This is a genomic window from Nocardioides allogilvus (assembly GCF_003047285.1).
Lineage (GTDB): Bacteria > Actinomycetota > Actinomycetes > Propionibacteriales > Nocardioidaceae > Nocardioides > Nocardioides allogilvus.
Genome location: NZ_PZYX01000010.1, coordinates 1 through 26,214, shown reverse-complemented (window position 1 = coordinate 26,214; position 26,214 = coordinate 1). Strand labels below are relative to the sequence as shown.

The 26,214-nt window shown below is 70.8% G+C and carries 25 protein-coding genes, 1 tRNA gene and 1 rRNA gene; 12 read left to right on the top strand and 15 right to left on the bottom strand.

Features of this window, described 5'->3' with window-relative positions; genetic code table 11:
• Window positions 1-19: 19 nt before the first annotated feature.
• Complete coding sequence (gene yaaA / locus C9J87_RS14425; RefSeq protein WP_107705857.1) at window positions 20-793, top strand: peroxide stress protein YaaA; 774 nt, start codon at window positions 20-22, stop codon at window positions 791-793.
• A gap of 8 nt (window positions 794-801) precedes the next feature.
• On the opposite strand, the gene C9J87_RS14420 is transcribed toward yaaA, so the two are convergent.
• From C9J87_RS14420 to C9J87_RS14410, 3 genes are read right to left on the bottom strand one after another with little or no spacing between them, the layout of a single operon-like run.
• Window positions 802-1,545, bottom strand: a complete 744-nt coding sequence (locus tag C9J87_RS14420) for a zinc ribbon domain-containing protein (RefSeq protein ID WP_010832152.1) — start codon at window positions 1,543-1,545, stop codon at window positions 802-804.
• A 42-nt stretch (window positions 1,546-1,587) separates the two neighbouring features.
• Window positions 1,588-2,718, bottom strand: coding sequence for a Nif3-like dinuclear metal center hexameric protein (locus C9J87_RS14415; RefSeq protein ID WP_010832151.1), 1,131 nt, complete (start codon window positions 2,716-2,718; stop codon window positions 1,588-1,590).
• A 22-nt stretch (window positions 2,719-2,740) separates the two neighbouring features.
• Window positions 2,741-4,273 (bottom strand): AMP-binding protein, encoded by a 1,533-nt coding sequence (locus C9J87_RS14410; protein WP_107705856.1) that lies wholly within the window; start codon window positions 4,271-4,273, stop codon window positions 2,741-2,743.
• A gap of 102 nt (window positions 4,274-4,375) precedes the next feature.
• Here C9J87_RS14410 and C9J87_RS19730 point away from each other — a divergent pair, with 102 nt between their 5' ends.
• The 3 genes from C9J87_RS19730 to C9J87_RS14395 are packed head-to-tail and all read left to right on the top strand — an operon-like array spanning window position 4,376 to window position 6,844.
• The gene (locus C9J87_RS19730; RefSeq protein ID WP_036490323.1) at window positions 4,376-4,753 is read left to right on the top strand and encodes a hypothetical protein; all 378 of its coding nucleotides are present in this window, start codon (window positions 4,376-4,378) and stop codon (window positions 4,751-4,753) included.
• A complete protein-coding gene (locus C9J87_RS14400) occupies window positions 4,689-6,185 on the top strand; it encodes a sensor histidine kinase (protein WP_232820062.1) in 1,497 nt (498 codons plus the stop codon). The genes C9J87_RS19730 and C9J87_RS14400 overlap by 65 nt, the downstream gene beginning before the upstream one ends.
• A complete protein-coding gene (locus tag C9J87_RS14395; protein ID WP_010832147.1) occupies window positions 6,170-6,844 on the top strand; it encodes a response regulator transcription factor in 675 nt (224 codons plus the stop codon). The genes C9J87_RS14400 and C9J87_RS14395 overlap by 16 nt, the downstream gene beginning before the upstream one ends.
• On the opposite strand, the gene C9J87_RS14390 is transcribed toward C9J87_RS14395, so the two are convergent.
• The 6 genes from C9J87_RS14390 to C9J87_RS14365 form a co-directional block, all read right to left on the bottom strand.
• Window positions 6,845-7,738 carry a serine/threonine-protein kinase gene (locus tag C9J87_RS14390; RefSeq protein ID WP_010832146.1) on the bottom strand — a complete coding sequence of 298 codons (894 nt, stop codon included), beginning with the start codon at window positions 7,736-7,738 and terminating at the stop codon, window positions 6,845-6,847.
• A 5-nt stretch (window positions 7,739-7,743) separates the two neighbouring features.
• A complete protein-coding gene (locus tag C9J87_RS14385; RefSeq protein ID WP_010832145.1) occupies window positions 7,744-8,121 on the bottom strand; it encodes a hypothetical protein in 378 nt (125 codons plus the stop codon).
• 108 nt (window positions 8,122-8,229) lie between these two features.
• A tRNA-Val gene (locus tag C9J87_RS14380) sits at window positions 8,230-8,301 on the bottom strand.
• A 139-nt stretch (window positions 8,302-8,440) separates the two neighbouring features.
• Complete coding sequence (locus C9J87_RS14375; RefSeq protein WP_010832144.1) at window positions 8,441-8,905, bottom strand: peroxiredoxin; 465 nt, start codon at window positions 8,903-8,905, stop codon at window positions 8,441-8,443.
• Window positions 8,902-10,515, bottom strand: a complete 1,614-nt coding sequence (locus tag C9J87_RS14370) for an AMP-binding protein (protein ID WP_232820061.1) — start codon at window positions 10,513-10,515, stop codon at window positions 8,902-8,904. The genes C9J87_RS14375 and C9J87_RS14370 overlap by 4 nt, the downstream gene beginning before the upstream one ends.
• Window positions 10,516-10,552: 37 nt before the next feature.
• Window positions 10,553-10,972, bottom strand: a complete 420-nt coding sequence (locus tag C9J87_RS14365) for a DUF3052 domain-containing protein (protein WP_036492281.1) — start codon at window positions 10,970-10,972, stop codon at window positions 10,553-10,555.
• 225 nt (window positions 10,973-11,197) lie between these two features.
• Between C9J87_RS14365 and aceE the strand changes: the two genes are divergently transcribed.
• On the top strand, window positions 11,198-13,960 hold the full coding sequence (gene aceE / locus C9J87_RS14360) for a pyruvate dehydrogenase (acetyl-transferring), homodimeric type (RefSeq protein ID WP_051204121.1): 2,763 nt from the start codon (window positions 11,198-11,200) through the stop codon (window positions 13,958-13,960).
• Window positions 13,961-13,977: 17 nt separating this feature from the next.
• Here aceE and C9J87_RS14355 read toward each other — a convergent pair whose 3' ends face one another.
• Window positions 13,978-14,952: an alpha/beta fold hydrolase gene (locus C9J87_RS14355; protein ID WP_232820060.1), complete on the bottom strand. Its 975-nt coding sequence runs from the start codon at window positions 14,950-14,952 to the stop codon at window positions 13,978-13,980.
• A 154-nt stretch (window positions 14,953-15,106) separates the two neighbouring features.
• Here C9J87_RS14355 and C9J87_RS14350 point away from each other — a divergent pair, with 154 nt between their 5' ends.
• The 7 genes from C9J87_RS14350 to C9J87_RS14320 all read left to right on the top strand — a co-directional run bounded on the left by C9J87_RS14350 (window position 15,107) and on the right by C9J87_RS14320 (window position 22,245).
• The gene (locus C9J87_RS14350) at window positions 15,107-16,315 is read left to right on the top strand and encodes a PucR family transcriptional regulator (protein WP_010832139.1); all 1,209 of its coding nucleotides are present in this window, start codon (window positions 15,107-15,109) and stop codon (window positions 16,313-16,315) included.
• 79 nt (window positions 16,316-16,394) lie between these two features.
• Entirely contained in the window at window positions 16,395-17,579 is a 1,185-nt protein-coding gene (locus tag C9J87_RS14345) for an acyltransferase domain-containing protein (RefSeq protein ID WP_010832138.1), read from the top strand.
• Window positions 17,579-18,595, top strand: coding sequence for a beta-ketoacyl-ACP synthase III (locus C9J87_RS14340; RefSeq protein WP_010832137.1), 1,017 nt, complete (start codon window positions 17,579-17,581; stop codon window positions 18,593-18,595). Before C9J87_RS14345 ends, C9J87_RS14340 begins: the two co-directional genes overlap by 1 nt.
• 72 nt (window positions 18,596-18,667) lie before the next feature.
• Window positions 18,668-18,913 carry an acyl carrier protein gene (locus C9J87_RS14335; RefSeq protein WP_010832136.1) on the top strand — a complete coding sequence of 82 codons (246 nt, stop codon included), beginning with the start codon at window positions 18,668-18,670 and terminating at the stop codon, window positions 18,911-18,913.
• An 86-nt stretch (window positions 18,914-18,999) separates the two neighbouring features.
• A complete protein-coding gene (gene fabF / locus C9J87_RS14330; protein ID WP_107705852.1) occupies window positions 19,000-20,238 on the top strand; it encodes a beta-ketoacyl-ACP synthase II in 1,239 nt (412 codons plus the stop codon).
• A complete protein-coding gene (locus C9J87_RS14325) occupies window positions 20,238-21,668 on the top strand; it encodes an acyl-CoA carboxylase subunit beta (protein ID WP_107705851.1) in 1,431 nt (476 codons plus the stop codon). The genes fabF and C9J87_RS14325 overlap by 1 nt, the downstream gene beginning before the upstream one ends.
• Window positions 21,669-21,753: 85 nt before the next feature.
• Complete coding sequence (locus C9J87_RS14320) at window positions 21,754-22,245, top strand: hypothetical protein (protein WP_107705850.1); 492 nt, start codon at window positions 21,754-21,756, stop codon at window positions 22,243-22,245.
• Here C9J87_RS14320 and C9J87_RS14315 read toward each other — a convergent pair.
• From C9J87_RS14315 to rrf, 5 genes are all read right to left on the bottom strand, one after another.
• Window positions 22,217-23,410: a YibE/F family protein gene (locus tag C9J87_RS14315; RefSeq protein ID WP_232820059.1), complete on the bottom strand. Its 1,194-nt coding sequence runs from the start codon at window positions 23,408-23,410 to the stop codon at window positions 22,217-22,219. The two genes, C9J87_RS14320 and C9J87_RS14315, sit on opposite strands and share 29 nt — an antisense overlap.
• Before the next feature lie 6 nt (window positions 23,411-23,416).
• The gene (locus C9J87_RS14310) at window positions 23,417-23,887 is read right to left on the bottom strand and encodes a DUF3145 family protein (RefSeq protein ID WP_036490318.1); all 471 of its coding nucleotides are present in this window, start codon (window positions 23,885-23,887) and stop codon (window positions 23,417-23,419) included.
• 222 nt (window positions 23,888-24,109) lie between these two features.
• Window positions 24,110-24,997: an alpha/beta fold hydrolase gene (locus C9J87_RS14305; RefSeq protein ID WP_107705849.1), complete on the bottom strand. Its 888-nt coding sequence runs from the start codon at window positions 24,995-24,997 to the stop codon at window positions 24,110-24,112.
• Between the two features lie 25 nt (window positions 24,998-25,022).
• Complete coding sequence (locus tag C9J87_RS14300) at window positions 25,023-25,955, bottom strand: tetratricopeptide repeat protein (RefSeq protein ID WP_107705848.1); 933 nt, start codon at window positions 25,953-25,955, stop codon at window positions 25,023-25,025.
• 147 nt (window positions 25,956-26,102) lie between these two features.
• Window positions 26,103-26,214: ribosomal RNA gene (gene rrf / locus C9J87_RS14295) — 5S ribosomal RNA — on the bottom strand; the annotation flags it as partial.

The window sequence follows — 26,214 nt, the reverse complement described above, 5'->3', positions numbered from 1 at the left end:
GCCCCCTACTCTTGCGCGCGTGCTGATCCTGCTGCCGCCCAGCGAGGGCAAGTCCGCTCCACGCCGGGGTCGCCCGCTCGACACGGGCACCCTCTCCTCGCCCACGCTCACCGCCACCCGCGAGCAGGTCCTCGACGCCCTGGTCGACCTGGCCGAGCGACCGGACGCAGCCGAGGTGCTCGGGCTCGGCGGCACCCAGGCCGACCTCGTCGCGCTGAACGCGCGGGTGCGCACCGCCCCGACCGCTCGCGCGGACGCCGTCTACACCGGCGTCCTCTACGACGCACTCGGCTTCGACACCCTCTCCAGCGCCGCGAAGCGACGCGCCACCAGCCGGGTCGCGATCACCAGCTCCGTCTTCGGCCTGGTCCGACCCGGCGACCGGATCCCGGCCTACCGCCTCTCCGGCGACGTCTCGCTCCCCGGCCTCGGCCCGGTCGCCGGCCTGTGGCGCGACGTGCTGGGCTCGGCCGTCGAGGACGCCGTCGGCTCCGGCCTGCTGATGGACCTGCGGTCCACGATGTACGCCGCGTTCTGGCGACCTCCGACCACGAGCCCGATCCGGGTGGCGACCGTGCGGGTGCTCCACGAGGTCGCCGGGACCCGCAAGGTGGTCAGCCACTTCAACAAGGCCACCAAGGGCCGGATCATCCACGACCTGCTGGAGAGCGGCGCCAACCCGCGCACCCCCAAGGCGCTCGCGAGCGCGATCGCCGACCTGGGCTGGCACGTCGAGCTGGGCGAGCCGACGCTGCGTGGCAGCCAGCTCGACGTGGTCGTGCGCGAGGTCTGAGCCTCGGGTCAGATGCCGGACTCAGAGGTGCGGACCAGGATCCGGGTGCACTCCTCGCAGCGCACGACCTCGTCGGCCGCCTTCGCCCGGATCACACCGAGCTCGGCGGGGTCGATCGTGAGCTGGCAGCCGCCGCACTGGCGCGCGCGCAGCGCAGCCGCGCCGACGCCACCCTTCTGGGCGCGCAGTCGTTCGTAGAGCGCCAGCAGGTCCTCGGGCAGGCCCTCGACCGTCGCTGCGCGAGCCGTCTCGCACTCCGCGAGCGACGCGTCGATCTCGACCCACCGGGCGTCGCGGGCGACCTTCAGCTCGGCGATCTGGCTGTCGGTCTCGGCCAGCTGCGCGGCGAGGGTGTCAGCCGTGCGCTGCGCCTCCTCGAGCCGCTCCATGATCTCCAGCTCGGAGTCCTCCAGCGAGTTGATCCGCCGCTCGAGCGACTCCAGCTCGTGCTGCATCCGCTCCAGGTCCTTGGGGTTGGTGATCAGCCCCTGGTCCATGCGGTCGCGGTCGCGGGTGCGCCGCGTCTTGACCTGCTCGACGTCGGCGTCGGCCTTCTTCTGCTCCACCGTGAGGTCGTCGACGACGATGCGCGCGTCGCGCAGGCGGTCGTCGACGTCACCACGGCCGGTCTCCAGCTCGGTGATGCGGACGATCTCGGGCAGGTTCGCCCGCTGGTGACGGAGCTGGTCGGCACGCGAGTCCAGCTCCTGTACGGCGAGGAGCTGCTGCTGCGCGGACGGGTCGGCCTTCAAGACGGGGGACTCCTCGGGTCGGACTTCTTCAGATGGGGGTGCTCAGACGCGGAACTGCCACGGATCGGTGGACAGGGCGCTGACGCGAGTGCCCACCGTATCGCCCATCGCGGCGCGGAGCTTCCTCTCCACCACCGGCAGCCACGTCGACTCGGCCGCCCAGTGCGCGACGTCCACCAGCGCCGGGCCCGCGTGCTCGCGGAACTCACCGGCCCGGTGGTGCCTGAGGTCGCTGGTGACGTAGGCGTCCACGTCGGCCGAGGACAGCTCGTCGAGGAGGAAGTCCCCCGCGCCTCCGCAGACCGCCACCCGCCGTACGACCCGGTCGGGGTCGCCCGCGACCCGCACCCCGTGGGCGGTGGCCGGCAGCGCAGCCGCGACCTGTGCGGCGAAGTCGCGCAGCGACATCTCGGGGACCGTGCCGATCCGGCCGGTGCCGGTGGCGGCGGTGCGGGGGTCGGCCAGCTCGAGGACGTCGAAGGCGGGCTCCTCGTAGGGATGCGCCGCCAGGAGGGCGCGCACGACGCGGGCCCGGTGGGTGCGCGGCAGCACCGACTCCACCCGCGTCTCGGGCACGACCTCCAGGGAGCCGACCTCACCGATCACCGGCGCCGCCCCGTCGAGCGGGCGGAAGCGCCCCTCGCCCGGTGTGGAGAAGGTGCAGGAGTCGTAGTCGCCGAGCGTGCCGGCACCGGCAGCGGCCAGGGCAGCTCGCACCGACTCGGCGTGCTCGTGCGGGACGAACGTGACGACCTTGTCCAACGCGACACCGGGAGCCGGGCGGATCGGGGTCAGGTCGCTGAGGCCCAGCGCGCTGGCGAGCGCCTCGGAGACCCCGTCGAGCGCCTGGTCGGCGTTGGTGTGGGCCGTCAGCAGGGCGCAGCCGCCCTGCGTCAGCGTGTGCAGGGTGCGCCCCTTCGGCGTGGTCGCCGCGACGCTGTGCACCCCGCTCAGGAAGAGCGGGTGGTGCACGACCAGCAGGTCGGCACCCCACTCGACCGCCTCCCGCGCGACCTCCAGGGTGGGGTCGACGGCGAACATCACCTTGGCGACCTCGGCCGCGGGGTCGCCCGCGACCAGCCCGACCGCGTCCCACGAGTCGGCCGTGGCCGGCGGGTACCAGCCGTGGATCAGGTCGACGACGTCGCGGAGCCGGGGCGGGGTGAGTGGCATGGCGTCAATCTAGCCAGCCACCTCAGTTGACCTGGCGGTCCTGCCCGTCCCAGTAGGGCTGGCGCAGCTTGAACTTCTGCAGCTTGCCGGTCGCCGTACGCGCCAGCTCGTCGCGGAACTCGATCGAGGTCGGCGCCTTGTAGCCCGCCGCCTTGTCCTTGCACCACGCGATCAGCTCGGCCTCGTCGGCCTGCTCCCCCGGCCCCAGCACGACGAGCGCCTTGATCGTCTCGCCCCACTTCTCGCTGGGGACGCCGATCACCGCCACCTCGGCCACGGCCGGGTGGGAGAACAGCACGTCCTCGACCTCGATCGAGGAGACGTTCTCACCACCGGTGATGATCACGTCCTTCTTCCGGTCGCTGATCGTGAGATAGCCGTCGTCGCCGATCACGCCGCCGTCGCCGGTGTGGAACCAGCCGTCGGCCAACGCCTTCGCGGACTCCTCGGGCTGCTCCCAGTAGCCCTCGAGCACCACGTTGGATCGCGCGAGCACCTCGCCCTCCGCATCGGTCGCGAGGCGTACGCCGATGGCCGGGGCGCCGGCGCGCACGAGCCTGCTCGCCCGCTCCTCGGGCGCGAGGTCGTCCCATTCGGCGCGCGAGCGGTTGATCGTGAGCAGTGGCGAGGTCTCGGTGAGGCCGTAGATCTGGATGAACTCCCAGCCGAGCTCCTCCTCCACCCGCACGATCGTCTTCGTCGGGGGCGGCGCACCGGCCACGATGATCCGCACCTTGTCGCGGCCGGGGATCTCGCCGTCCCAGTCGGCGGCCGCCTCGAGGACGGCCGCGACCACGGCAGGGGCCGCGCACATGACCGTGACGCCGTGCTTCTCGACCCGGCGCAGGATCTCGGCTCCGTCGATCTTGCGGATGACCACCTGCGGGACACCGAGCCCGGTCATGGCGAAGGGCATCCCCCAGCCGTTGGCGTGGAACATCGGCAGCGTGTGCAGGTAGACGTCACGATCGGTGACGCCGGCGTGCATGCCGAACGTGACCGCGTTGGTCCAGATGTTGCGGTGGGTGATCTGCACGCCCTTGGGCCGTGCCGTGGTCCCGGACGTGTAGTTGATGCAGGCCGTGGCCGACTCGTCAGGCTCCCACTCGCGCGGCTCCACGCCCTCGGCGGCGTAGAGCGCCTCGTCGTCGCCGAGCACGAAGCGGTGCTCCGCGGTGACGCCCGCGAGGGCCTCGTCGAGCTCGGGGTCGACGTACAGGACCCGCGCCCCGGAGTGCTCGACGATGTAGGACACCTCGTCGGGGCGCAGGCGGAAGTTGATCGGCACCAGCACGCGACCGGAGCCGGAGACCCCGAAGAACGACGTCAGCAGGCGGGCGCTGTTGTGGGAGACGACGGCCACGCGGTCGCCGACCGCGATGCCGAGCTCGTCGAGCCTGGCCGCCTGGCGGCGAGCGAGCGCCGCCACCTGGCCGTAGGTCAGGTCGCCGAGCGGCGATGCAGGCTGGTCGGGTTCGTCGATCACCCCCACTCGATCGGCGTAGACGACGCGGGCGCGGTCGAGGAAATCGGTCACGGAGAATGGCACGAACATGCGCATACTGTGACACGCAGCACCACTCGTCCGCCCCCTTCGATGAGAGAGTTCTCATCCTCTTCTCACCTCGTCGCCACGCTGCCGGTGCATCATCGCGGCATGACCCCGTGGCTGAAGGCGCTGATCGCCCTGGCGCTCGTCGTGCCGATGACGGCGTACGTCGCCGTGTCGCTCTCCTCCTCGGGCGCGGGCGAGCCCGCCGACCGCGGGCCGGTCATCATCCACGACCCGCCCTCCCCCACGGCCCCTGCGAGCAGGCGGCCGCGCCGTACCCCCGGACCGACCGCACCGGGCTCGGAGTCACCCGCGCCGACGAGCCCGCCGCCCGCCACCGCCCGCGTGGTCACCCCGCAGCCGACCGCCGTGGACGACGCAGACGACGCGGACGACGGCAGCGGCGATGATGGGGGCGATGACGACTCGAGGGGCGGAGACGACTCGAGGGGCGGAGACGACGCTGACGACCGGGACGACTGATCGCGGGCGCCGGCTCGCGCAGGTCTCGGTCCGCACCCGCATCACCGTCGTCATCGCGTTGCTCACCGCCCTCGCGATGTCGGGTGCGGGGCTGCTGGTGCACACGCTCGAGTCGTCACGCATCGAGCGTGCGGTGAACGACCAGATCGACCAGGAGATCGCGGAGTTCCGCGAGCTGCGCATCGACCCCCGCACCGGTGAGCGCTTCGACGACGTCGGGCGGTTGCTGCACGTCTTCCTGACCCGCAACGTGCCCGACGACGACGAGATGCTGGTGGGCTACGTGGAGGGCACCAAGCCGCTGCGTACCAAGAACCGGTACGGCCAGGAGATCCTCGACGAGCCGGCCTACCAGGCCGCGGTCGACCGGACGTCGCGCGACGGCGGCACCAGCGTCATCGACTCCGAGCGGTTCGGGGAGGTGTGGGTGACGCTGGTCCCGGTCAGCAACGCCGGGGGCGACGGCGCCCTGGTGCTCGTCAACTTCCTCGCCGACGAGCACACCGAGCTCGACCGGACCCTGCGCACCTACACGCTGGTCGCGTTGATGTCGCTGGGGCTGATCACCGCCATCGCCGGACTCCAGTCGGGCCGCTTGCTCGCTCCCCTGCGCACCCTGGAGGAGACCGCGCGCGACATCACCACCACCGACCTGTCGCGGCGGATCCCGGAGCAGGGAAACGACGACATCACGGCCCTGACCCGGACGATCAACCTCATGCTGGAACGGCTCGATGCCGGGTTCACCGACCAGCGCCGGTTCCTCGACGACGCCGGCCATGAGCTGAAGACGCCCTTGACGGTGATGCGCGGCCACCTCGAGCTCCTCGACCTCGGCGACCCGCAGGAGGTCGCAGAGACACGCGACCTGCTGCTCGACGAGGTCGACCGGATGTCGCGGCTCGTGGGCGACCTGATCGTCCTGGCCAAGACCCGACGACCCGACTTCCTCACCACGGCGCCCGTCGACCTCGGCCAGCTCACCACCGACCTCCTCGCCAAGGCACGCGTCCTGGGCGACCGCGAGTGGGTGCTCGACGCGGCTGCCGACGGCAGCGTCGTGGTCGACGAGCAGCGCATCACCCAAGCGGTGCTCCAGCTCACCGACAACGCCGTCAAGCACACCGACCCGGGCGACACCGTCGCCATCGGGTCCGCGCTCACCGACACCACGGCGACCATCTGGGTGCGCGACACCGGCCCGTCCGTTCCCGAGGAGATCCGCGAGCGGATCTTCGAGCGCTTCGGACGCGGCCAGGTCCGTCCCGGCGACGAGGGCTTCGGCCTCGGGCTCTCCATCGTCCGCGCGATCGCGGAGGCCCACCAGGGCACGGTGTCGCTCGCCGACACCTCGCCCGGGGATCGGCCCACGGGCGCCCGGTTCGAGATCACCCTGCCGACCGAGGAGGTCACGCCATGGCCCAGATCCTGATCGTCGAGGACGAGCAGCGCATCGCGTCGTTCGTCGCCAAGGGCCTCCGGTCCGAGGGACACCAGCCGACGGTGGTCGGCGACGGTCCTGCGGGGCTCGACGAGGCGCTGTCCGGCCGCTACGACCTGATGGTGCTCGACATCGGGCTCCCCGACCTCGACGGCTTCGAGGTGCTCGACCGGCTGCGCTCCCAGGGCAGCCGGATGCCGGTGATCATCCTGACCGCGCGCGACTCCGTCACCGACACGGTCACCGCGCTCGACAGCGGCGCCGACGACTACATGGCCAAGCCCTTCCGCTTCGCCGAGCTGATGGCCCGGGTTCGACTGCGGCTGCGCACCGCCGACAACACCGAGGCCCGCCCGCACGAGGAGATCCTCCAGGTGGCCGGCGTCGTGCTCGACCGGCGGACCCGTCGGGTGTCGGTGCACGGGGAGGTGCTCGACCTGTCGGCCCGCGAGTTCGCCCTGGCCGAGATCTTCATGCTCAACCCCGGCCAGGTGCTGACCCGCGAACAGCTGCTCGACCACGTCTGGGGCTATGACTTCGACCCGGGCTCCAACGTCGTCGACGTCTACGTCGGCTACCTGCGCAAGAAGGTCGGCAGCGACGCCGTCGAGACCGTGCGCGGGGTGGGCTACCGGTTCAAGCCGTCCTGATCAGCGACGGACCTTGAAGCCGGCGAGGTTGCCGCGCGGCAGCCGCGCCAGCACCGGCGCCAGGGCGTCGACGATCTCGTACGGCGCTGGGCGGGCCTCCGGGTCGCGCGCGAGCATGGCCCCGATCACCGACACGACCTCGCGTGGCACGCCGTCCGGCAGCGCCCCGGGCTCCGTCCCGAGCTGCGGGAACCGCTCCTCCAGGGCCTCCGCCCGCGGCTGCGGGTCGGCGAACGCGCGACGGCCGGCCACGGCCTCGAACAGGGTCGCTCCCAGGCCCCACACGTCACTGGCGCCGCAGGGTCGCACCGTGCCGGGGTCGCACTGCTCGGGCGCCATGTAGGCGTCGGTCCCGATCAGGTGCCGAAGCTCCCGCGCGTCCTGCAGGGGTCGGGCGACCGACAGGTCGATCAGGCGAGCAGGAGCGCCCATGATGATGTTGCTCGGCTTGATGTCGAGGTGGGTCCAGCCGATGCGGCCCAGGTAGTGCAGGGCCGCGGCCACGTCGATCGCCAGCGGGAGGTACTGCTGCTCCTGCAGCGGCCCGTAGCGGCGTACGAGTGAGGACAGGCGTGGCCCGTCGATGTGCTCGAGGACGACGTGCGGACGGGGTCCGTCGAGGTCGTGGCGAAGACCGCGCACCACGACGGGGTGGTTGACCGCGGCCAGTGCCGCCACCTCCCGACGCAGCCCGCGACGGGAGGAGGCGCTGTCCAGCTGGTCAGGGCGCAGCAGCTTGACCACGACCGGTGAGTAGGTCACCTCGTCGAAGGCGAGCCACGCTTCGTAGGCCGCTCCGCCCCCGAGCTTGCGGACAGCCGTCAGCTCGGGGGTGATCGCGTCCCCGTCGGCGAGCCGCCAGCTCGACCCGACGGCCTCGGCGAGCTCCGTCATGACGCTCAACGACGCGTGTCGTTGCGGCTGCGGTCGTTGGTGCTGTTCGCCGACCAGTCGCGCTTCTTGTCGCCCGCACCATCGGTGGTCCAGTCGCGGGTCAGGTCGCCGCGGCTGAGGTCGCGGTCGCGGCTGACCGCGCTGAAGCGGCTGTTGGTGTTGTCGTTGGTCTCACGGCTCCGCGAGCGCGTGTCGTCGCCGCCGTCCGTGTCGCCGTCGGCGGTGTCGTCGTCATCGTCGTCGGCGACCAGCACCAGCTCGACGGCACCGTCCTCGCGCTTCAAGGCCTCGTCGGCGTTGACGGCCGGGGCCTGCATGGCGACCAGGCCGATCGCCGTGGCGCCGGCGACGCCGAGCAGGGCAGTCGGGAGAAGGTTCTTCATCGTGGATCCTCTCGTCGGGAGCCATCGGCTCCGGTGGGTGGATCCACCTTGGACGCGAGGCGTGAGGAGGCGATGAGGTCTCGATGAGAGGACTCTCATGGAGCTGGGTGCGTCGGGACGGTTTCGAACCGCCGACCGCTCGGGTGTAAACCGAGTGCTCTACCGCTGAGCTACCGACGCGCAGGGCAACACCCTATGAAATGAGCTGAACCGCTGGCGTCTCGGGTCACCAGCGGTTCAACAAGAGGAAGATTACGGGGGCCGTTCAAGACCTGTCAGCCGTTTTGCGGAAAACAGGCTGAAATTTCTTCCAACTGGTTCAGACCAGTGCCTGCAGCTGCGCCAGGTGCTCGTCGAGGTCGCGGCCCTCCGGGTTGGCGTTGTGGACCGCCCACGCCAGCTGGCCGTCGCGGTCGATGACGTAGGAGGAGCGCCGCGGGGTGCCCTTGACGTCGTCGAACACGTCGAAGGCCTTCGCGATCTCGCCGTGCGGCCAGAAGTCGGAGAGCAGCGGGAAGTTGAGACCCTCGGCGTCGGCGAAGGCACGCAGCGAGTAGACCGGGTCGCACGAGATCGCGAGCACCTCGGTGTCGAAGGTCATGAACTCGTCGAGGCGCTCGCGGATGCCGGCCATCTCGCCGGTGCACACACCCGAGAAGGCGTATGGGTAGAACAGGATCACCACGGCCTTGGTGCCGCGATAGCTGCTCAGCGTGACGTCCTGCCCGAACTGGTCGCGCAGGGTGAAGTCGGGCGCCGGGCCTCCCAGTTGCAGACCCGTCATGCCTCCTCGTCCCAGGACACGAGCTCACGCTTGAGGATCTTGCCGGTGGCGTTGCGGGGCAGCTCGGGGATGACCACGATCTCCTTGGGCACCTTGAACCGCGCCAGGTTGGCCTTGACGTGGTCCTTGAGCTCGTCCTCGGTGACCTCGCCGCTGACCGCGACGAAGGCGCGCAGGCGCTTTCCGAACTCCGCGTCGTCGATGCCGACGGCCGCCGCCTCCACCACGCACGCGTGGCCGACCAGGCAGTCCTCGACCTCCTTGGGGAAGACGTTCTCGCCGCCCGAGACGATCATCTCGTCATCGCGCCCCTCGACGTACAACCGACCGTCGGCGTCGAAGCGACCGACGTCGCCGCTGGACATCAGGCCCTCGACCATGGCCTTCGAGCCGCCGCCGGTGTAGCCCTCGAAGAGGAGGCTGTTGCCGACGAAGATGCGACCGGTGGCGCCGGTGGGCACGGGCCGGTCGGCGTCGTCGAAGAGACGCACGACGGTGTTGTGCGGCGGCTTGCCGGCCGACGAGGGCGCCGCACGCAGGTCCTCGGGGGTCGCGATGGTCGCCCACGCCACCTCGGTCGAACCGTAGATGTTGTAGAGGTTGTCGCCGAAGCGGTCCATCCACGTCAGCGCGAGCTCGCCCGGCAGCGCGGAGCCCGACGACGCGACGACCTGCAGGGTCGGCAGCGAGTAGCGCGACAGCACGTCCTCGTCGAGGCCAAGGATGCGCTGGAGCATGACGGGGATGACGACCAGCGACTCGCAGTCGTTGTCCTCGACGACGCGCAGGACGTCCTCGGGGTCGAAGCGCCGGCGCAGCACGACGGTCGAGCCGAGCAGCATCGACAGCGCGAAGTGGGCGAAGCCCCACGTGTGGAACAGCGGGGCCGCGATGTGGGTGCGCCAGCCGAAGTGCAGCGGCATCCGCGAGAGCAGGGACACGGCGGCCGGGATCCCGGCCTCCTTGCGCGGCGCACCCTTGGGCGTGCCGGTCGTCCCCGACGTGAGGATCACGATGCGGGCGTGCCGGGTGGGCGGCGTGAGGTCGCCGTGGTCGTTGGCGGCGATCAGCGACTCCAAGGTGGCGACGCAGTCGGTCGCCCCGTCGCTCCAGCCCACGACGCGCGTGGCGACGTCGGCGCCGGCGAGCAGGTCGGTGAACTCCTCGTCGTGCACCACGACGGCCGGCTTCTCGCGTGCGATCACGTCGACGAGCTGCGGGCCGGCGAACGCGGTGTTGAGGTAGAGGATGTCGGCGCCGAGCTTGGCCACGGCGATCGTGGCGTCCACGAACCCGCGGTGGTTGCGACACATGACGGCGACGGAGTCGCCCTCCTTGACCCCCAGGGCGGCGAGGCCACGGGCCAGGGCGTTGCTGCGCCCGTGCATCTCGCCGAACGTGAGCTCACCGAGCTCGTCGACGAGTCCCACGCGGTCCGGGTGGCGCACGGCGAGCGTCATGAAGCCACCCGCGGGACCGGTCCCCCAGCGGATGACGGTCCGGCCCAGACCCGCCAGGGTGCGGGGGCCGTAGGGCCGGATGATGCCCGCGCCCCCCAGCACCTTCAACGACGTGGACACGTTGGCTGCGCGGTCGGTCAGCTTGCTCAAGTCAGTTCCTGGGGTCGTCGGCGGTCGCGGGGGCGCGTCACGCAGGGGTCTTCGGCGTGACCAGTCGCGTGGCCTGCCAGTCCTTGCTGACTGCGGCCGTCGTGGTCTGCGCGAGTCCGGCCACCGGGGCCGCCTCCGCGATGTCTGCGGCATCCACCGAGTTGGGACGGCCGACCTTGGGGGTGAGCAGCCAGATGACGCCACCTCCGACCAGGTCGGTCAGCGAGTCGACGAGACCGTCGACGAGATCGCCGTCCTCCTCGCGCCACCAGAGCAGGACCGCGTCGACGACGTTGCCGTAGTCGGCGTCGACCATGTCCGCGTCGATGGCGTCCTCGATCGCGACCCTGAGCTCGTCGTCGGTGTCGTTGTCCCAGCCGAGTTCCTGGATGACCATGCCGGGCGTCATGCCCAGCCGCTCTGCGGCACCTGTTGCCTGGGCAGCTCCGCCACCCATCGTCGAGCTCACGCCACGCCTCCGTTCGTCGAGGTCCGCCTGTACTGGCGGCTTTCGGTTCTCCGCCGGCAAATGGCCGACGGAGTGGGGGTAGTCCACCGGAGTTGGCGCAGCGACGCAACCCTGTCCCGCAACGTGGCCCCCACTTGTGCAACTCGTCAGTAGATTTCATGAGGGCATTTGGCGTGACACGATGCTCGGGTGAGTGATGAGTCGAACAACACAATGACCCCCACACCGGCACCGGCGCCGACCGCGCGAGCCGTGATCCACGAGGGCCTGCCCACCCAGCTGCCCGACATCGATCCCGACGAGACACTCGAGTGGCTCGACTCGTTCGACGCGATGCTGGACGGACGCGGCCGCGAGCGCGCTCGCTACGTCATGCTGCGGCTCCTGGAGCGTGCGCGGGAGAAGCAGGTCGGCGTCCCGGCGCTGCGCAGCACCGACTACATCAACACCATCCCGCCCGAGCGCGAGCCGTGGTTCCCCGGCGACGAGGACATCGAGCGGCGCATCCGCGCCTTCATCCGCTGGAACGCCGCGGTCATGGTCTCCAGCGCCAACCGCAAGGGCCTCGAGGTCGGCGGGCACATCGCGACGTACCAGTCCGCAGCGAGCCTCTACGAGGTCGGCTTCAACCACTTCTTCCGCGGCAAGGACCACCCCGGCGGCGGCGACCAGATCTACATCCAGGGCCACGGCTCGCCGGGCATCTACGCCCGCGCGTTCCTCGAGGGCCGACTGACCCAGGAGCAGCTCTACCGCTTCCGCCAGGAGGTCCAGCACGGCGTCGGTGCCGGCCTGCCCTCCTACCCGCACCCCCGCCTGATGCCGGACTTCTGGGAGTTCCCCACCGTCTCCATGGGCCTCACCGGCATCAACTCGATCTACCAGGCGCGGTTCAACCGCTACCTGTCCAACCGTGGCATCAAGGACACCAGCGACCAGCGCGTCTGGGCCTTCCTCGGCGACGGGGAGATGGCCGAGCCCGAGTCGCTGGGCGCGATCCGCATCGCCGCCCGAGAGGAGCTCGACAACCTCACCTGGGTCATCAACTGCAACCTGCAGCAGCTCGACGGACCGGTGACCGGCAACGGCAAGATCATCCAGGAGCTCGAGGCCAACTTCCGTGGCGCCGGCTGGAACGTCATCAAGGTGATCTGGGGTCGCGAGTGGGACGCCCTGCTCGCCAAGGACGTCGACGGCGTGCTGGTCAACCAGATGAACACCACGCCCGACGGCCAGTTCCAGACCTACTCCACCGAGGACGGCGGCTACGTCCGCGACCACTTCTTCGGCGGGGACACCCGGCTCAAGGCCATGGTCGAGCACATGACCGACAGCCAGATCGAGAAGCTGCCGCGCGGTGGCCACGACTACCGCAAGGTCTACTCCGCCTTCGACGCCGCCTCGAAGCACGCCGGCCAGCCCACGGTGATCCTGGCCCACACCATCAAGGGCTGGACGATCGACGCCCTCGAGGGCAAGAACGCGACCCACCAGATGAAGAAGCTGACGCCGGCCGACCTGAAGAAGTACCGCGACCGGCTCTACCTCCCGATCAGCGACCGCGAGCTCGAGGAGTCCTACGAGAAGACCGGTGGCGCGCCGTTCTTCCACCCCGGCACCGACTCCCCCGAGATCGAGTACATGCTGGAGCGCCGCAAGGCCCTGGGCGGTTCACTGCCCAAGCGCGTCAAGCGCGCCGCCGACCTCAAGCTGCCCGGCAACGAGATGTACGCCGAGCTCAAGCAGGGCTCGGGCAAGAACAAGATCGCCACCACCATGGCCCTCGTCCGGCTCCTCAAGGACTGGATGAAGGACCCCGAGATCGGCGACCGCATCGTCCCGATCGCGCCCGACGAGTACCGCACGTTCGGCATGGACTCGATGTTCCCGAGCGCGAAGGTCTACAACCCCGGCGGTCAGCAGTACGAGTCCGTCGACCGCAAGCTGCTGCTCGCCTACAAGGAGTCGGCCCAGGGCCAGATGCTGCACGAGGGCATCTCCGAGGCGGGTGCCGTCGCCTCTGCCACGGCCGCCGGATCGACGTACTCCACCCACGGCGAGCACATGATCCCGTTCTACATCTTCTACTCGATGTTCGGCTTCCAGCGCACGGCCGACTCGATCTGGGCGATGGCCGACCAGCTCGCCCGGGGCTTCCTCATCGGCGCCACCGCGGGCCGCACGACACTGACCGGTGAGGGACTGCAGCACGCCGACGGCCACTCGCCGCTGATCGCCGCGACCAACCCCGCGGTGGTGCACTACGACCCGGCCTACGCCTACGAGGTCAGCCACATCATGCAGGCGGGGCTCGAGCGGATGTACGGCGCCGACGCCGAGGACGTCATCTACTACATCACCGTCTACAACGAGCCCGTCTCGATGCCGGCGCAGCCCGAGGACGTCGACGTCGACGGCATCCTGCGCGGCATCCACCGGGTCGGGGTCGCCGAGGGCGACGGCCCGCGCGTGCAGCTGATGGCGTCGGGCGTGGCGATGCCCTGGGCGACCGAGGCGGCGCAGATCCTCGCCGACGAGTGGGGCGTACGTGCCGACACCTGGTCGGTCACCTCGTGGAACGAGCTCGCCCGCGACGCCGTCTCCGCCGAGTCGTGGAACCTCCTGCACCCCGGGGAGCCCAAGCACACCGCCTACGTCTCCGACAAGCTCGCCGACGTGGCGGGTCCGGTGGTGGCCGTGTCCGACTTCATGTGTGCGGTGCCGTTGCAGATCGCGCGCTGGGTCCCTGCGGACTTCCGCGTGCTGGGCACCGACGGCTTCGGCTTCGCCGACACCCGACCGGCCGCGCGACGCTTCTTCAACGTCGATGCCCACAGCGTCGTCGTGCAGGCGCTGCAGGCCCTCGCCGACGCCGGCGAGCTGCCGATGGACAAGGCCGTCGAGGCAGCCGCGAAGTACCGCATCGACGACCCCACTGCCGTCCGCGACGTCAAGCAGGAGGGCGGCGACGCCTGAGGCTGCGACGCCCGAGGTCAGGCGCCGGTGCTCAGGACGTGCACCGGCGCGACCGGCGCCTCGGCCGCCTCGGCCTGGAGCGGCACGATGCGCGGTCCGGCCTCCAGCAGCTCACGCCAGTTCTCCCGGTCGTACGTCGCCGGCTCGGTCGTGCGGATGAAGTCGTTGATGATCCGCACGAACCGCTGGGGGTGATCCTTGTGCGGGAAGTGCGCCGAGTTGGGGAGCACTTCGACGCGCGCCGAGGGTGCGAGCGCGGCGGCGTTGCTGGCGTGCCGGACCGGGATGAGCTGGTCGTTGCGTCCCCAGATGACGCACATCGGCATCTTCTCGGTGAGGTAGGCCCGGTCGGCCATGGTGACGATCTGGCCCTTCCAGTCCACGACGGCCCGCACGACGTGCCGGATGGCGGTGCGGGTGTGGGGGTCCTTGAACGACTCGTAGATGTCGGCCACCTCGGCCAGGTCGCGCAGGGACCGGCTGCCGGTCGCGGCGAGCGCCCGCAGGCCTGTCCTGCCGATGTGCCGGATGCCGGGCAGCGTGAGCAGGCCCATGACCTGGTGGAAGCCCGGGGTGGTGATCGCCCGGATCGCCGGCGACACCTCCGGGCCGAGGCCGCCGCTGGAGACCAGGACCAGCCGGTCGCAGCGCTCGGGGAACTGGTAGGCGAACTGCATCGCGACGCCGCCACCGAAGCTGTGGCCGACCACGGTGACCGACTCGATGCCGAGCACGGTGAGCAGGTCGCGCATGCCGTTGGCGTAGCCGCCGACGCTGTAGTCGGCGCGCGGCTTGGCCGACTCCCCGTGACCGAGGAGGTCGGGTGTGATCACCGTGTAGCGCTTGGCCAGCGACTCGATCACCGGGGCCCAGGTGGTGTGGTCGCACCCGAGGCCGTGGAGCAGGAGCAGGGCGGGGCCGGAGCCGGTCTTGACGAATGCACGCCGATGTCCGTGGATCTCCACGAACTGAAGCTCAGGCAGGTCGCTCACAAGCACTCCCGGGGGTCGAATGATTTTCGCGATTCAACCAGAACACGTTCCATGTCGGGAGCTTTGACCACGTCGAGTGTCGCTTCTGGACCGATTTGTTACCTCCGCACAGCATCTGCGTGACGGAAGTGACCCTTGGGACTAGATTCGACGGGTGTCGACGCCCGAGCCCTCCCGCCGCCGGGCCGCTGCGGCGCTGCAGCGCTCCACCGGCGCGCTCAGCACGGCCGCGATGGCCAGGATGGCCAGCGACCTCGAGTGGTTCGAGGAGCTCAGCGCCCAGGACCGCTCCTGGGTCGGACTCGTCGTGCAGGGCGGCATCAAGGGCTTCATCGACTGGTTCGGTCACGACACCGAGATGGATGGCCTGCACCCCGGCGACACTCCCCCGCTCGCCGCCGCAGTCTTCGGCGCCGCACCACGTGAGCTCACCGGCGTCATCGACCTCAAGCAGACGGTCGACCTCGTCCGGCTCAGCATCTCGGTGGTCGAGGCCAACATCGACGCCTTCCTCGATCCCGCCGACGCCTTCGAGGTGCACCAGGCGATCCTGCGCTACGGCCGCGAGGTCGCCTTCGCCACTGCCGAGGTGTACGCCCGCGCCGCCGAGGTCCGCGGTGCCTGGGACGCACGCCTCGAGGCCCTCGTCGTGGACGCGGTGCTGAGGTCGGAGGCCGACGAGGCCGTGCTCTCGCGCGCGAGCGCACTCGGCTGGGGCGCACGCGGCGATGTGGCAGTCGTGCTGGGGGCTGTGCCTGCCCAGCGCACGGAGACGGACATCTTCGAGCACGTGCGCCGCGCGTCGCAGGCAGCCGGGATGGATGCGCTCTGCGCCACGCAGGGCGACCGGCTCGTCGTGGTCCTCGGCGGCGTCAACGACCCGCACAAGGCCGCGGGCCGCATCGTCGACCACTTCGGTCCCGGCCCGGTCGTGGTGGGACCGGTGACCGGCGACCTCGGCCACGCACACGCCTCGGCGCGCGCCGCGATGTCGGCCTACCGCTCGGCGCCGGGCTGGCCGGAGGCTCCGCGACCGGTCCGCAGCGACGAGCTGTTGCCCGAGCGAGCGCTCGCGGGCGACGGTCACGCGCGCCGCCACCTCGTGGACCAGGTCTACCTGCCGCTCCTGGGTGCGCGCGGCACCCTGATCGAGACGCTGGCTGCCTACTTCGAGCACGGGTGCGCGATCGAGGCCGCGGCTCGCCATCTCTTCGTGCACCCCAACACGGTCCGCTACCGCCTCCGCCAGGCCACCGAGGTGACCGGCCTGGCGCCCACCTCCGCACGCGACGCCTTCACCTTGCAGATCGCGCTCGTGCTGGGGCGGCAGTCCGGTCGTGGCACCCCCGACAGTTCTTTGTAGGAACCCTACAAAGAACTGCCACCGAGATTCGTGCGGGTCCGAGGCGAACACAGTGCCTGTCAAGCGGCAGGCTGGGCGTGTGCTCGTCATCGTCGCTCCCGGCCAAGGGGCCCAGACCCCCGGCTTCCTCGTTCCGTGGCTCGAGGACCCCGTCTTCGCCTCGCGGCTCCAGTGGCTCTCGACCGTCGCCGGGCTCGACCTGGCCGACTACGGCGCCAACGCCGACGCGGAGACGATCCGCGACACCCGGATCGCCCAGCCGTTGCTGGTGGCGACCGGTCTGGTCGCCGCGCTCGACCTGTTCCCGCACCCGGCCGACGCGTTCGCCCGGATCGGCGCGGTGGCAGGCCACAGCGTCGGCGAGCTGACCGCCGCAGCCGGTGCCCGCGCCATCACCGCCGAGCAGGCCATGGTGCTCGTGCGCGAGCGCGGCGCCGCCATGGCGACTGCCTCCGCCGCGACCCCGACCGGCATGACGGCGGTGCTCGGGGGTGACCGCGAGGAGGTGCTGGCCGCACTCGCGGAGCACGGCCTCACCGCCGCCAACGACAATGGTCCGGGTCAGATCGTGGCAGCCGGCACGCTCGAGCAGCTGGCGGCCTTCGCCGCCGAGCCGCCCGCGAAGGCTCGCCTGATGCCGCTCTCAGTGGCCGGTGCGTTCCACACCTCCCACATGCAGCCGGCCGTCAGTCACCTGGCGGCGCTGGCCCGCTCGGTCTCCACGCACGACCCCCGCACGCCGGTGATCTCCAACCGCGACGGCCAGGTCGTGCACGACGGTCGCGACGTCGTGGCACGCATCGTCGGCCAGATCGCCTCCCCCGTCCGCTGGGACCTGTGCATGGAGGCCATGCTCGACCTCGGCGTCACCGGCATCTTGGAGATGCCGCCGGCGGGCACCCTGACCGGCATCGCCAAGCGCGCCATGAAGGGTGTCGAGACCTTCGCCCTCAAGACCCCCGACCAGCTCGACGACGCCCGCGCCTTCGCCGACAAGCACGGTGAGGCGTCGATGATCGAGACCTCGCCGACCTGGCGGATGGTCGTCTCCCCGGGCAAGGGCACCTTCCACCGTTCCGCGGAGGCGGCCGACCTGGCCGTGCTCCCCGCCGGCTGCACCATCGGAGAGGTCGCCAGCACCCGCGACAGCACCCGCGTCTCGGCCCGCCACGGCGGCAGCGTCGTCGAGTGGCTCGTCGAGGACGGCGACCTCGTCTCCCCCGGTCAGCCGCTGCTGCGCCTGCACCCCGAGGGAGTCTCCTGATGACCGGCACGCTCTCCGCCGTCACCGGCGCTCCGCACGCCGCGATCCTCGGGATCGGCGCCTACCGCCCCGTGCGCTCGGTGCCCAACGCCGAGGTCGTCGAGGCGATCGACTCCAGCGACGAGTGGATCCAGCAGCGCTCCGGCATCAAGTCGCGCCGATGGGCCGGGCCCGAGGAGTCGGTGCAGATGATGTCCGTCGCCGCCTCCCGGATCGCGATCGAGCGGGCCGGCCTCGATGCCAAGCAGATCGACTGCGTCGTCGTGGCGACGGTCAGCCACCTGCTCCAGACCCCGGCCGTGGCCACCGCGATCGCGCACGAGCTCGGCACCGAGCAGGCCGCGGCCTTCGACATCTCCGCGGCGTGCTCCGGTTTCTGCCACGGCATCTCGCTCGCCTCCGACTTCGTCCGCGCCGGCAGCGCCCGTCACGTCCTGGTCATCGGCGTCGAGCGCCTCACCGACATCCTCGACCTCAACGACCGCGGCACGGCGTTCATCTTCGCCGACGGTGCGGGAGCTGCGGTCGTCGGACCCAGCGACACCCCGGGCATCGGGCCGGTCGTGTGGGGCTCGGACGGCGAGCAGTTCGACCTGATCCGACAGCGCGAGGACTGGCGCGACGTCGTCGGCACCGTCGACGAGCCCGGCAGCGGCATGATGCCGCACCTGACGATGCAGGGCAGCGCTGTCTTCCGCTGGGCAGCCTTTGCCATGGCCAAGGTCGGCCAGCAGGCCCTCGACAAGGCCGGCATCACTCTCGACGAGCTCGACGTCTTCGTGCCCCACCAGGCCAACATGCGCATCATCGACACGATGGCCCGCTCGATGAAGCTGCCCGACCGGGTGCGGATCGCCCGCGACATCGCCGACCAGGGCAACACCTCCGCGGCGTCGGTGCCGCTGGCGCTCGACCGGATGATCGCCGAGGGTGACGCCAAGTCGGGCGACACCGCCCTGCTCATCGCCTTCGGCGCCGGGCTGTCCTACGCCGCCCAGGTCGTCACCGTCCCCTGACCCGCTCCAGCCCGTGCACCACCCCGATTTTTCACACCCACCACAGCACCACCCCTCCTGAAAGGAAGGCCCATGGCCACCACTGAAGAGATCCGCGCCGACCTCGCCGAGATCGTCAACGAGGTCGCCGGCATCGATGCCGACGACGTTCAGCTCGACAAGTCCTTCGTGGACGACCTCGACGTCGACTCGCTCTCCATGGTCGAGGTGGTCGTGGCCGCCGAGGAGAAGTTCGGCGTGACCATCCCCGACGACGAGGTCAAGAACCTCAAGACCGTCGGCGACGCCGTCGCCTTCATCGAGCGCTCGCAGGACTGAGCCCACGGCGGCCGGGCACCCACCCGATGCCCGGCCGCCCCTCTGCTTCCCCCAGCCAGCACTCCCACCAGAACGGACACAGCCACATGACCTCGACTCGCGTAGTCGTCACCGGACTCGGAGCCACCTCCCCGGTCGGCGGTGACGTCACCTCCACCTGGGACGCCCTGCTCGCGGGTCGGTCCGGCATCCGGCACCTCGACGACGAGTGGGTCGAGCAGCTCCCGGTCAAGATCGGTGGCCGTGTTGCCGTCGAGCCGTCCGAGGTCCTCGAGCGCGTCAAGGCGCGCCGTCTCGACCGGGCCAGCCAGTTCGCCATGGTCGCCGCCGACCAGGCCTGGGCCGACGCCGGCCTGGAGGGCTCGGGACTCGAGCCCGAACGTCTCGCCGTGTCCTTGGCCTCCGGCATCGGTGGCGTGACCACGCTGCTGACCAACTACGACACCCTGCTCGAGAAGGGTGCGCGTCGCGTCTCCCCCCTCGCCGTACCCATGCTCATGCCCAACGCCCCGGCGGCCAACGTGAGCCTCAAGTACGGCGCACGCGGCGCCGTGCACGCCCCGACCTCGGCCTGCGCGTCCGGCAACGAGGCGATCGCGATGGCCATCGACCTGATCCGCCTGGGCCGCGCCGACGTGGTGCTGGCCGGTGGCACCGAGGCCGCGATCCACCCGCTGCCCATGGCGGCCTTCGCCAACATGATGGCGCTCTCCAAGAACGAGGGCGACCCGACGACCGTCTCCCGCCCGTGGGACACGGCCCGCGACGGGTTCGTCCTCGGCGAGGGCGGTGCCGTCCTCGTCCTCGAGTCCGAGGAGCACGCCCGCGCCCGCGGCGCCCACATCTACGCCTACGCCCTCGGTGCCGGCATCAGCAACGACGCCCACGACATCGCCCAGCCCGACCCCGAGGGCCGCGGCGGCACCCGCGCCATCCAGATGGCGCTGCGCGAGGGTGACGTCGACCCGGCCACCGTGGTGCACGTCAACGCCCACGCGACCTCCACCCCCAAGGGAGACATCGCCGAGGGCCTGATGCTGCACACCGTCCTCGGCAAGCACGTCGAGCAGTGCGTCGTCACGAGCACCAAGTCGATGACCGGTCACCTCCTCGGTGGCGCCGGCGCACTGGAGGCGGTCGCCACCGTGCTCGCGCTCACGAACCGCACGAGCCCGCCGACCATCAACCTGGACGACAAGGATCCGGAGGTCGACCTCGACATCCCGACCTCGGCTCGTGCCCTGCCGGACGGCGACATCGTGGCCCTCAACAACTCCTTCGGCTTCGGCGGCGCCAACGTCGCCGTGGCGTTCGGCAGCGCCTGATGACCGCCACCGCAGCCAAGCCCGCCAAGCTGCCCCGCGACCAGGACCCGCGCAACCCGGTCCACCGCCTCACCGCGCTCTTCGACGAGGGCAGCCTCGAGCTGCTCACCGAGGACGACGACTCGGGCATGCTGGCCGCCATCGGCCGGGTGCACGGCACCACGGCGGTCGCCTTCTGCAGCGACGCCACCGTCATGGGCGGCGCCATGGGTGACCTCGGCTGTCGGGTCGTGGTCGACGCCTACCACCGCGCCATCACCGACGGCGTCCCCATCATCGGCCTGTGGCACTCCGGTGGCGCACGGCTCGCCGAGGGCGTCCTGTCCCTGCACGCCGTCGGCCGGATCTTCCAGGTGATGACCCAGGCGTCCGGCAAGATCCCGCAGATCTCGGTGGTGCTCGGCCCGGCCGCCGGTGGCGCCGCCTACGGCCCCGCGCTCACCGACGTGGTGATCCTCGGGCCCGAGGGCCGGATCTTCGTCACCGGCCCCGACGTGGTCCGCTCGGTCACCGGCGAGGACGTCGACATGCTGCGTCTCGGTGGTCCCGAGCCGCACGGCCGCAGGTCCGGCGTCGTCCACATCCTCACCGAGTCCGAGCACGAGGCGCTCGACCGGGCGCGCATCGTCGCCTCGCTGCTGGGCGCGCAGGGCAGCCTCGACCAGGACTCGGTCGAGGACCGCGACCTCGAAGCCATCCTCCCGGAGTCCAAGAAGCGCGCCTACGACGTGCACCCGCTCGTCGAGGCGGTGCTCGACGACGACACCATGCAGGAGCTGCACGCCCGCTGGGCCCCCAACATCGTCACGGCGCTGGGCCGGTTCGGCGGTCGCACCGTCGGTGTGGTCGCCAACAACCCGCTCCGGCTGGGTGGCTGCCTCGACTCGCTGTCCGCCGAGAAGGCGTCCCGCTTCGTGCGGATGTGCGACGCGTTCGCCATCCCCCTCATCGTGCTCGTCGACGTCCCGGGCTACCTCCCGGGTGTCGGCCAGGAGTGGGACGGTGTCGTACGCCGCGGCGCGAAGCTGCTGCACGCGTTCGGCGAGTGCGTGGTCCCGCGCGTGACGCTGGTGACGCGCAAGACGTACGGCGGCGCCTACATCGCCATGAACGCGCGCTCGCTCGGAGCCACCCGCGTCCTGGCGTGGCCGGGTGCGGAGGTGGCGGTGATGGGCTCGGTGGCCGCCATCCGGATCCTGCACCGGCGCAAGCTCGCCGAGGTGTCCCCCGAGATCCGCCCGCGCGTCGAGGCCGAGCTGGCCGCCGAGCACGAGCGCATCGCCGGTGGCGTCGACAAGGCCGTCGAGATCGGCGTCGTCGACGAGGTCGTCGACCCGTCCCGCACACGCAGCGCCATCGCCGCGGCCTTCCGTCACGAGATCGACACCGCGGGCGTGCGCCGCGGCCAGCACGGCAACATCCCCCTGTGAGGCTGCGGAAGTCCTCCGCGGCATAACGCCGGCGCCAGCCACGCGTTGTGCCTGTGTTCATGGTCACGTCGACAAGGAGCTCCTGATGTCCCGCCGTCCCGCCGTCCACGTCGTCTCGCTGCTGGCGAGCGCCGCGATCGTGCTGACGTTCTCGACTCCCGCCCAAGCGCTCACGAGCGACCCGCTCAGCGACCTCCTCCACGGCCTGACCGGCGACACGGAGCAGGCGGAGCAGCCGGCGTCAGGGGAGGTCGTCGAGCGCGCCACCATCACGGCCCGCGACCAGAAGCTGCGCAGGGGCTGCCACACCTACTCCATCACCTACGACGTCGAGGTCCCGACCGATGACTGGACCCTCGAGTCGTCCATCGTCGACCGGCGCGGCAAGAGCGTCGCGTCGTTCGCGGTCATCAGCCCCAACGACGACGCCATCGACACGTTGACCTACCGGTTGTGCCGGGGCGCCACCGTGCCCGGCACGTTCCGCATCCGCTCGGTCCTCAACTGGTACGACGACCCGTCCACGGCCAACCAGGTCGACGTCCCGGTCACGCGGTTCCGGCTGAGTCGTCCCTGACCGCTGGCGCCACGGTCGCGGCTGCGATCGCGGTGGTCACCGGCACGGCCAGCACCAGGCCGATGGCCGAGGCAAGCGTCCGCGCGACCTCCTCCGCGATGGCCTCGTCGCTGAGGATGTCGATCAACGGCCGGTCGTAGAGCGAGATGAGCAGCATCGTGGCCACGGCCGTGCCTGCATAGGCGAAGACGATCGTGTAGATCGTCGAGGCGATGTGGTCGCGCCCGATGCGCATGCCGGACGTGAAGAGCTGACGCCTGGTGAGCTGCGGCGCGGCCTCGCGCAGCTCCCACACCGACGAGCTCTGGGTGATGGTCACGTCGTTGAGCACACCGAGACCGGCGACGATCACGGCGCAGGTGAGCAGCCCACGGAAGTCCAGCTGGTCGGCCTGGTTGCGCAGCAGCAGGCTCGACTCGTCGCCCAGCCCGCTCAGCCGCGCCGTGCTGATGGCCACCAGTCCGATGCCGGCGGTGATGAGCAGGCCGACCAGGGTGCCGGCCAGCGCCGTCGACGTACGCACCGACGGGCCGTGGGCGAGGTAGAGGACGACGAACATGATCGCCGTCGAGCCGACGAGGGCGACGGCCAGGCCGGACTCCCCCGCCAGCAGCGCAGGGAGCATGAAGTAGCCCATGACCAGCCCGGCGAAGACCAGGCCGAGGATCGCCAGCAGGCCACGGACCCGCGCGATCACCGCGACGACGAGCAGGAAGGCCAGCGCCAGCCAGCCCAGCGGCGGCTTGCGGTCCACGCCCACCCAGCCGTAGTCGGGCGTGTCAGCGCCCTCCTTCGGGATGGCGACGAGCGTGACACGGTCTCCGACACGGACGGCGTCCGCGACGCCGGGCGGCACCCGCAGCCCGGTCACCTCACCGGCGTCGTCGAGGTGTACGTCGACGTCGTCGCAGACGTCGGGGAACTCGGTGGACTCCTCGGTGACGACGGGACAGGGATCGCCCACGCGGAGCACCTCACCGTCGGGATAGCTCACGCCTGCTGCGGAGTACGGCGTGGTCGGCCGTTCGCCGCTCGGCCACAGCACGCCCAGGCCGATCACCGTCGCGACCGCCGTCAGGGCGAGCAGGATCAGCAGCAGTCGCGTGACCGGCGCGGACGTGCGCACGTCGACGGCGCGATGCGAGTGCGAGTGGCCGTGACCCACGGATGCTCAGACGACCTGGTGCAGCCAACGGACGGGGGCACCGTCGCCGGCGTGCCGGAAGGTCTCGAGCTCGTCGTCCCACGGCTTGCCCAACAGCTTGTCGATCTCGTTGAGCAGCGTGGTGTCGCCGAGGGCGGCCTTCACGACCGCGGCCTTGAGCCGGTCCTCGGGGATCATGATGTCGCCGTGCAGGCCGGTCACCGCGTGGAAGACACCCAGCTCGGGCGTGTAGGAGAAGCGCGTGCCCTCGCTGGCACTGCTCGGCTCCTCGGTGATCTCGAAGCGGAGGTGGTTCCAGCCACGCAGCGCGGAGGCGACGGAGGCCGCGGAGCCCACCGAGCCCACCCACGACAGCTCAGCGCGGTAGCTGCCCGGCTGTGCGGGCTGCGGGATCCAGTCAAGGCTCACGGCAACGCCGAGCACTCCGCCCACGGCCCACTCGATGTGAGGGCAGAGAGCAGAGGGCGCTGAGTGCACGTAAAGAATGCCCCGGGTCCCGGCAACATCCGGGCGGGCGTGAGTGCTTGTGGTCACCGTGACCTCCTTGAAGTTCCGACGCTGAGATGCGCCTTCCCCAGCGGTCTGTGCGACGGTTTCAAGGAGTGGGAGTGACACGTGTGTGATTAGACCCCCATTGTGACCCATGGGGCATGAGTTTGCCAATGGGACAGGCCAGAACGACTGCGTGTCGCGCGCGGCTCACGCGTCCAGGATCGAGGTGATCACGTCGCGGGTGATGCCCAGCCCGCCGAGGTGGCTCTCCCCGTCGATCACCGTCATGGTGGCATCGGGCAACCGGCCCACGCAGTGCTGGCCGTGGGCGAAGGGCACGATGTGGTCGGCGTCGCCGTGCCACCAGCGCACCGGCACCCGCACGTCGGCCAGGGCGAAGCCCCACTCGCGTGTGAACAGGATCAGGTCGGCCAGCGGAGCGCTCATCTGGGTGCGGGAGCCGTTGAGCAGGTCGTCGAGGAACATCGCCTTGAACTCAGGGCGTGCGAGCAGGTTCCTGTCCCCCGCGGGCTGCACCGCGCCGTACAGGTCGAGAACGGGGCCCGCCAAGGGGCGCACGAGGCGGATGCCCTGGGAGATGGCGAACCCCGCGGGCAGGCGCATCGGACCGAGCAGCGGCGCGCAGCGCACCGCGAGCTGGATCAGCCCGCCCGGCGCCGCATCGACACCACGCGTCGGAGCGACCCCGCCGAGCACCGCGGCCGCGAGCACCCGATCCGGCATGGCAGCGCCGGCCGCCAGCACGTAGGGACCGCCGCCGGACAGGCCGACCAGACGGAACGTCTCGACGCCGAGGGCGTCCAGCAGCAGCCGGAGGTCCTCGGTCCACTCCAGGACGTCCTTGTAGAGGTACGGCGAGGACCCGCCGATGCCCGGCCGGTCGATCCCGATGATGCGGACTCCGAGCTCGGCCGCGAACGCGCGGGCCTCGATCGGGATCTGGCGGCGGGCGCCCGGTGTGCCGTGCATCCACACGATCGGTCGCCCGTCCGCCGGGCCGTACTCCGCGAAGCTGAGCTGGCGACCGCCACGCACGGCAGCGGTCCCCTCGAGGGTGGGTGGATCTACGCGCATGGGCGAATCGTGGCAGATCGCCCGCTCAGACGTTCCGCTTCTCCAACAGCTCGGCCCGCTCGGCCGCGTCCGTCAGCTGCTCGCTGTCGATGGCGTTGGTCCGGTGGAACCAGGCCAGCGCGTCGGCCTCGCGGCCGGCCACCTCGAGCGTGTCGGCATAGGCGTAACGAAGGCGCACCACCCACGGCGAGCGGCTCTTCGACATCAGCGGGGCCAGCTCCAGGGTGCGCAGCGCGGCATCCAGCTGACCCATGTCACGACGGGCACCCGCCTCGACGAGCGTCATCTCGGCCTTGGCGTCGGGCGCGAAGTTGGCGACCGAGGGGCTCTTGGCGAGCTTGAGCGACTGCTCGGGGTTGCCGAGTGCACGGTGGCAGTCGGCCATCATCGGCAGGTAGGCGGTGGCACCGTTCATCCGCTTGGCAGCGCGCAGCTCAGCCAGCGCCACGGAGTAGTGACCGGCGGCGTAGGCCGCCTCGCCCACGGCTTCGCGCACGATGGCAATGCGTGAGGCGCGCGCCCTCGCAGCGAGGGTGTGCCGGTAGGCCGTCTCCGCGTCGTCGTCGATCATCATCCCGGCAGCCGCCAGGTGCCGCGCGACGCGCGCGGCCAGCTTCTCGGGCAGGCCCTTCAGCTGGTTGATCACGGCGCGGTCGAGCTCTTGCCCGGTGAGCTCCTCGGGCAGCGGCGGACCGTCGTACTCAGCCTGGTCGACCGTGCGTGGACGCTGTTCCTCACGGGGACGCTTCCAGTCGCCTTCGCGCTTGCGATCGGCACCGCCACGGGTGTCGCGCGACGTCGGCTTGCCGCCACGCGCGTCAGGACGACCGCCGCGGGAGTCGGGCTTGCCGCCGCGGGTGTCCGGCTTTCCGCCCCGGCTGGAGGAGGTGCCACCGCGCGCCGGCGGCTTGGAGCCGCCTCGAGCGGGTGGACGCTGGCTACGACGTTCCTCGGCCACGACAGAAACCTTTCGGGGGTGCTAGCTCACTGTGCAGATGTAAGTCAGATGGGGCGTGCGATGACACGGTACTGGTGATGGCGCCAAGATGCAGCCACCAAATGCAGCAGAGGCCACCTGTCACCAGGTGGCCTCTGCCCAATTGTTGTCCGGCGGCGTCCTACTCTCCCACAACCTCTCGGTTGCAGTACCATCGGCGCTGAAAGGCTTAACTTCCGGGTTCGGTATGGGACCGGGTGTTTCCCTTTCGCTATGGCCG

Coding starts and splice junctions, on each gene's coding strand:
- C9J87_RS14415 (WP_010832151.1), bottom strand. CDS start 2,718: ATGCCACTCACCCCGCCCCGGCTCCGCGACGTCGTCGACCTGATCCAC.
- C9J87_RS14410 (WP_107705856.1), bottom strand. CDS start 4,273: ATGTTCGTGCCATTCTCCGTGACCGATTTCCTCGACCGCGCCCGCGTC.
- C9J87_RS19730 (WP_036490323.1), top strand. CDS start 4,376: ATGACCCCGTGGCTGAAGGCGCTGATCGCCCTGGCGCTCGTCGTGCCG.
- C9J87_RS14400 (WP_232820062.1), top strand. CDS start 4,689: ATGACGACTCGAGGGGCGGAGACGACTCGAGGGGCGGAGACGACGCTG.
- C9J87_RS14395 (WP_010832147.1), top strand. CDS start 6,170: ATGGCCCAGATCCTGATCGTCGAGGACGAGCAGCGCATCGCGTCGTTC.
- C9J87_RS14390 (WP_010832146.1), bottom strand. CDS start 7,738: ATGACGGAGCTCGCCGAGGCCGTCGGGTCGAGCTGGCGGCTCGCCGAC.
- C9J87_RS14385 (WP_010832145.1), bottom strand. CDS start 8,121: ATGAAGAACCTTCTCCCGACTGCCCTGCTCGGCGTCGCCGGCGCCACG.
- C9J87_RS14375 (WP_010832144.1), bottom strand. CDS start 8,905: ATGACGGGTCTGCAACTGGGAGGCCCGGCGCCCGACTTCACCCTGCGC.
- C9J87_RS14365 (WP_036492281.1), bottom strand. CDS start 10,972: ATGGGTGGCGGAGCTGCCCAGGCAACAGGTGCCGCAGAGCGGCTGGGC.
- aceE (WP_051204121.1), top strand. CDS start 11,198: ATGACCCCCACACCGGCACCGGCGCCGACCGCGCGAGCCGTGATCCAC.
- C9J87_RS14340 (WP_010832137.1), top strand. CDS start 17,579: ATGACCGGCACGCTCTCCGCCGTCACCGGCGCTCCGCACGCCGCGATC.
- C9J87_RS14335 (WP_010832136.1), top strand. CDS start 18,668: ATGGCCACCACTGAAGAGATCCGCGCCGACCTCGCCGAGATCGTCAAC.
- fabF (WP_107705852.1), top strand. CDS start 19,000: ATGACCTCGACTCGCGTAGTCGTCACCGGACTCGGAGCCACCTCCCCG.
- C9J87_RS14325 (WP_107705851.1), top strand. CDS start 20,238: ATGACCGCCACCGCAGCCAAGCCCGCCAAGCTGCCCCGCGACCAGGAC.
- C9J87_RS14320 (WP_107705850.1), top strand. CDS start 21,754: ATGTCCCGCCGTCCCGCCGTCCACGTCGTCTCGCTGCTGGCGAGCGCC.
- C9J87_RS14305 (WP_107705849.1), bottom strand. CDS start 24,997: ATGCGCGTAGATCCACCCACCCTCGAGGGGACCGCTGCCGTGCGTGGC.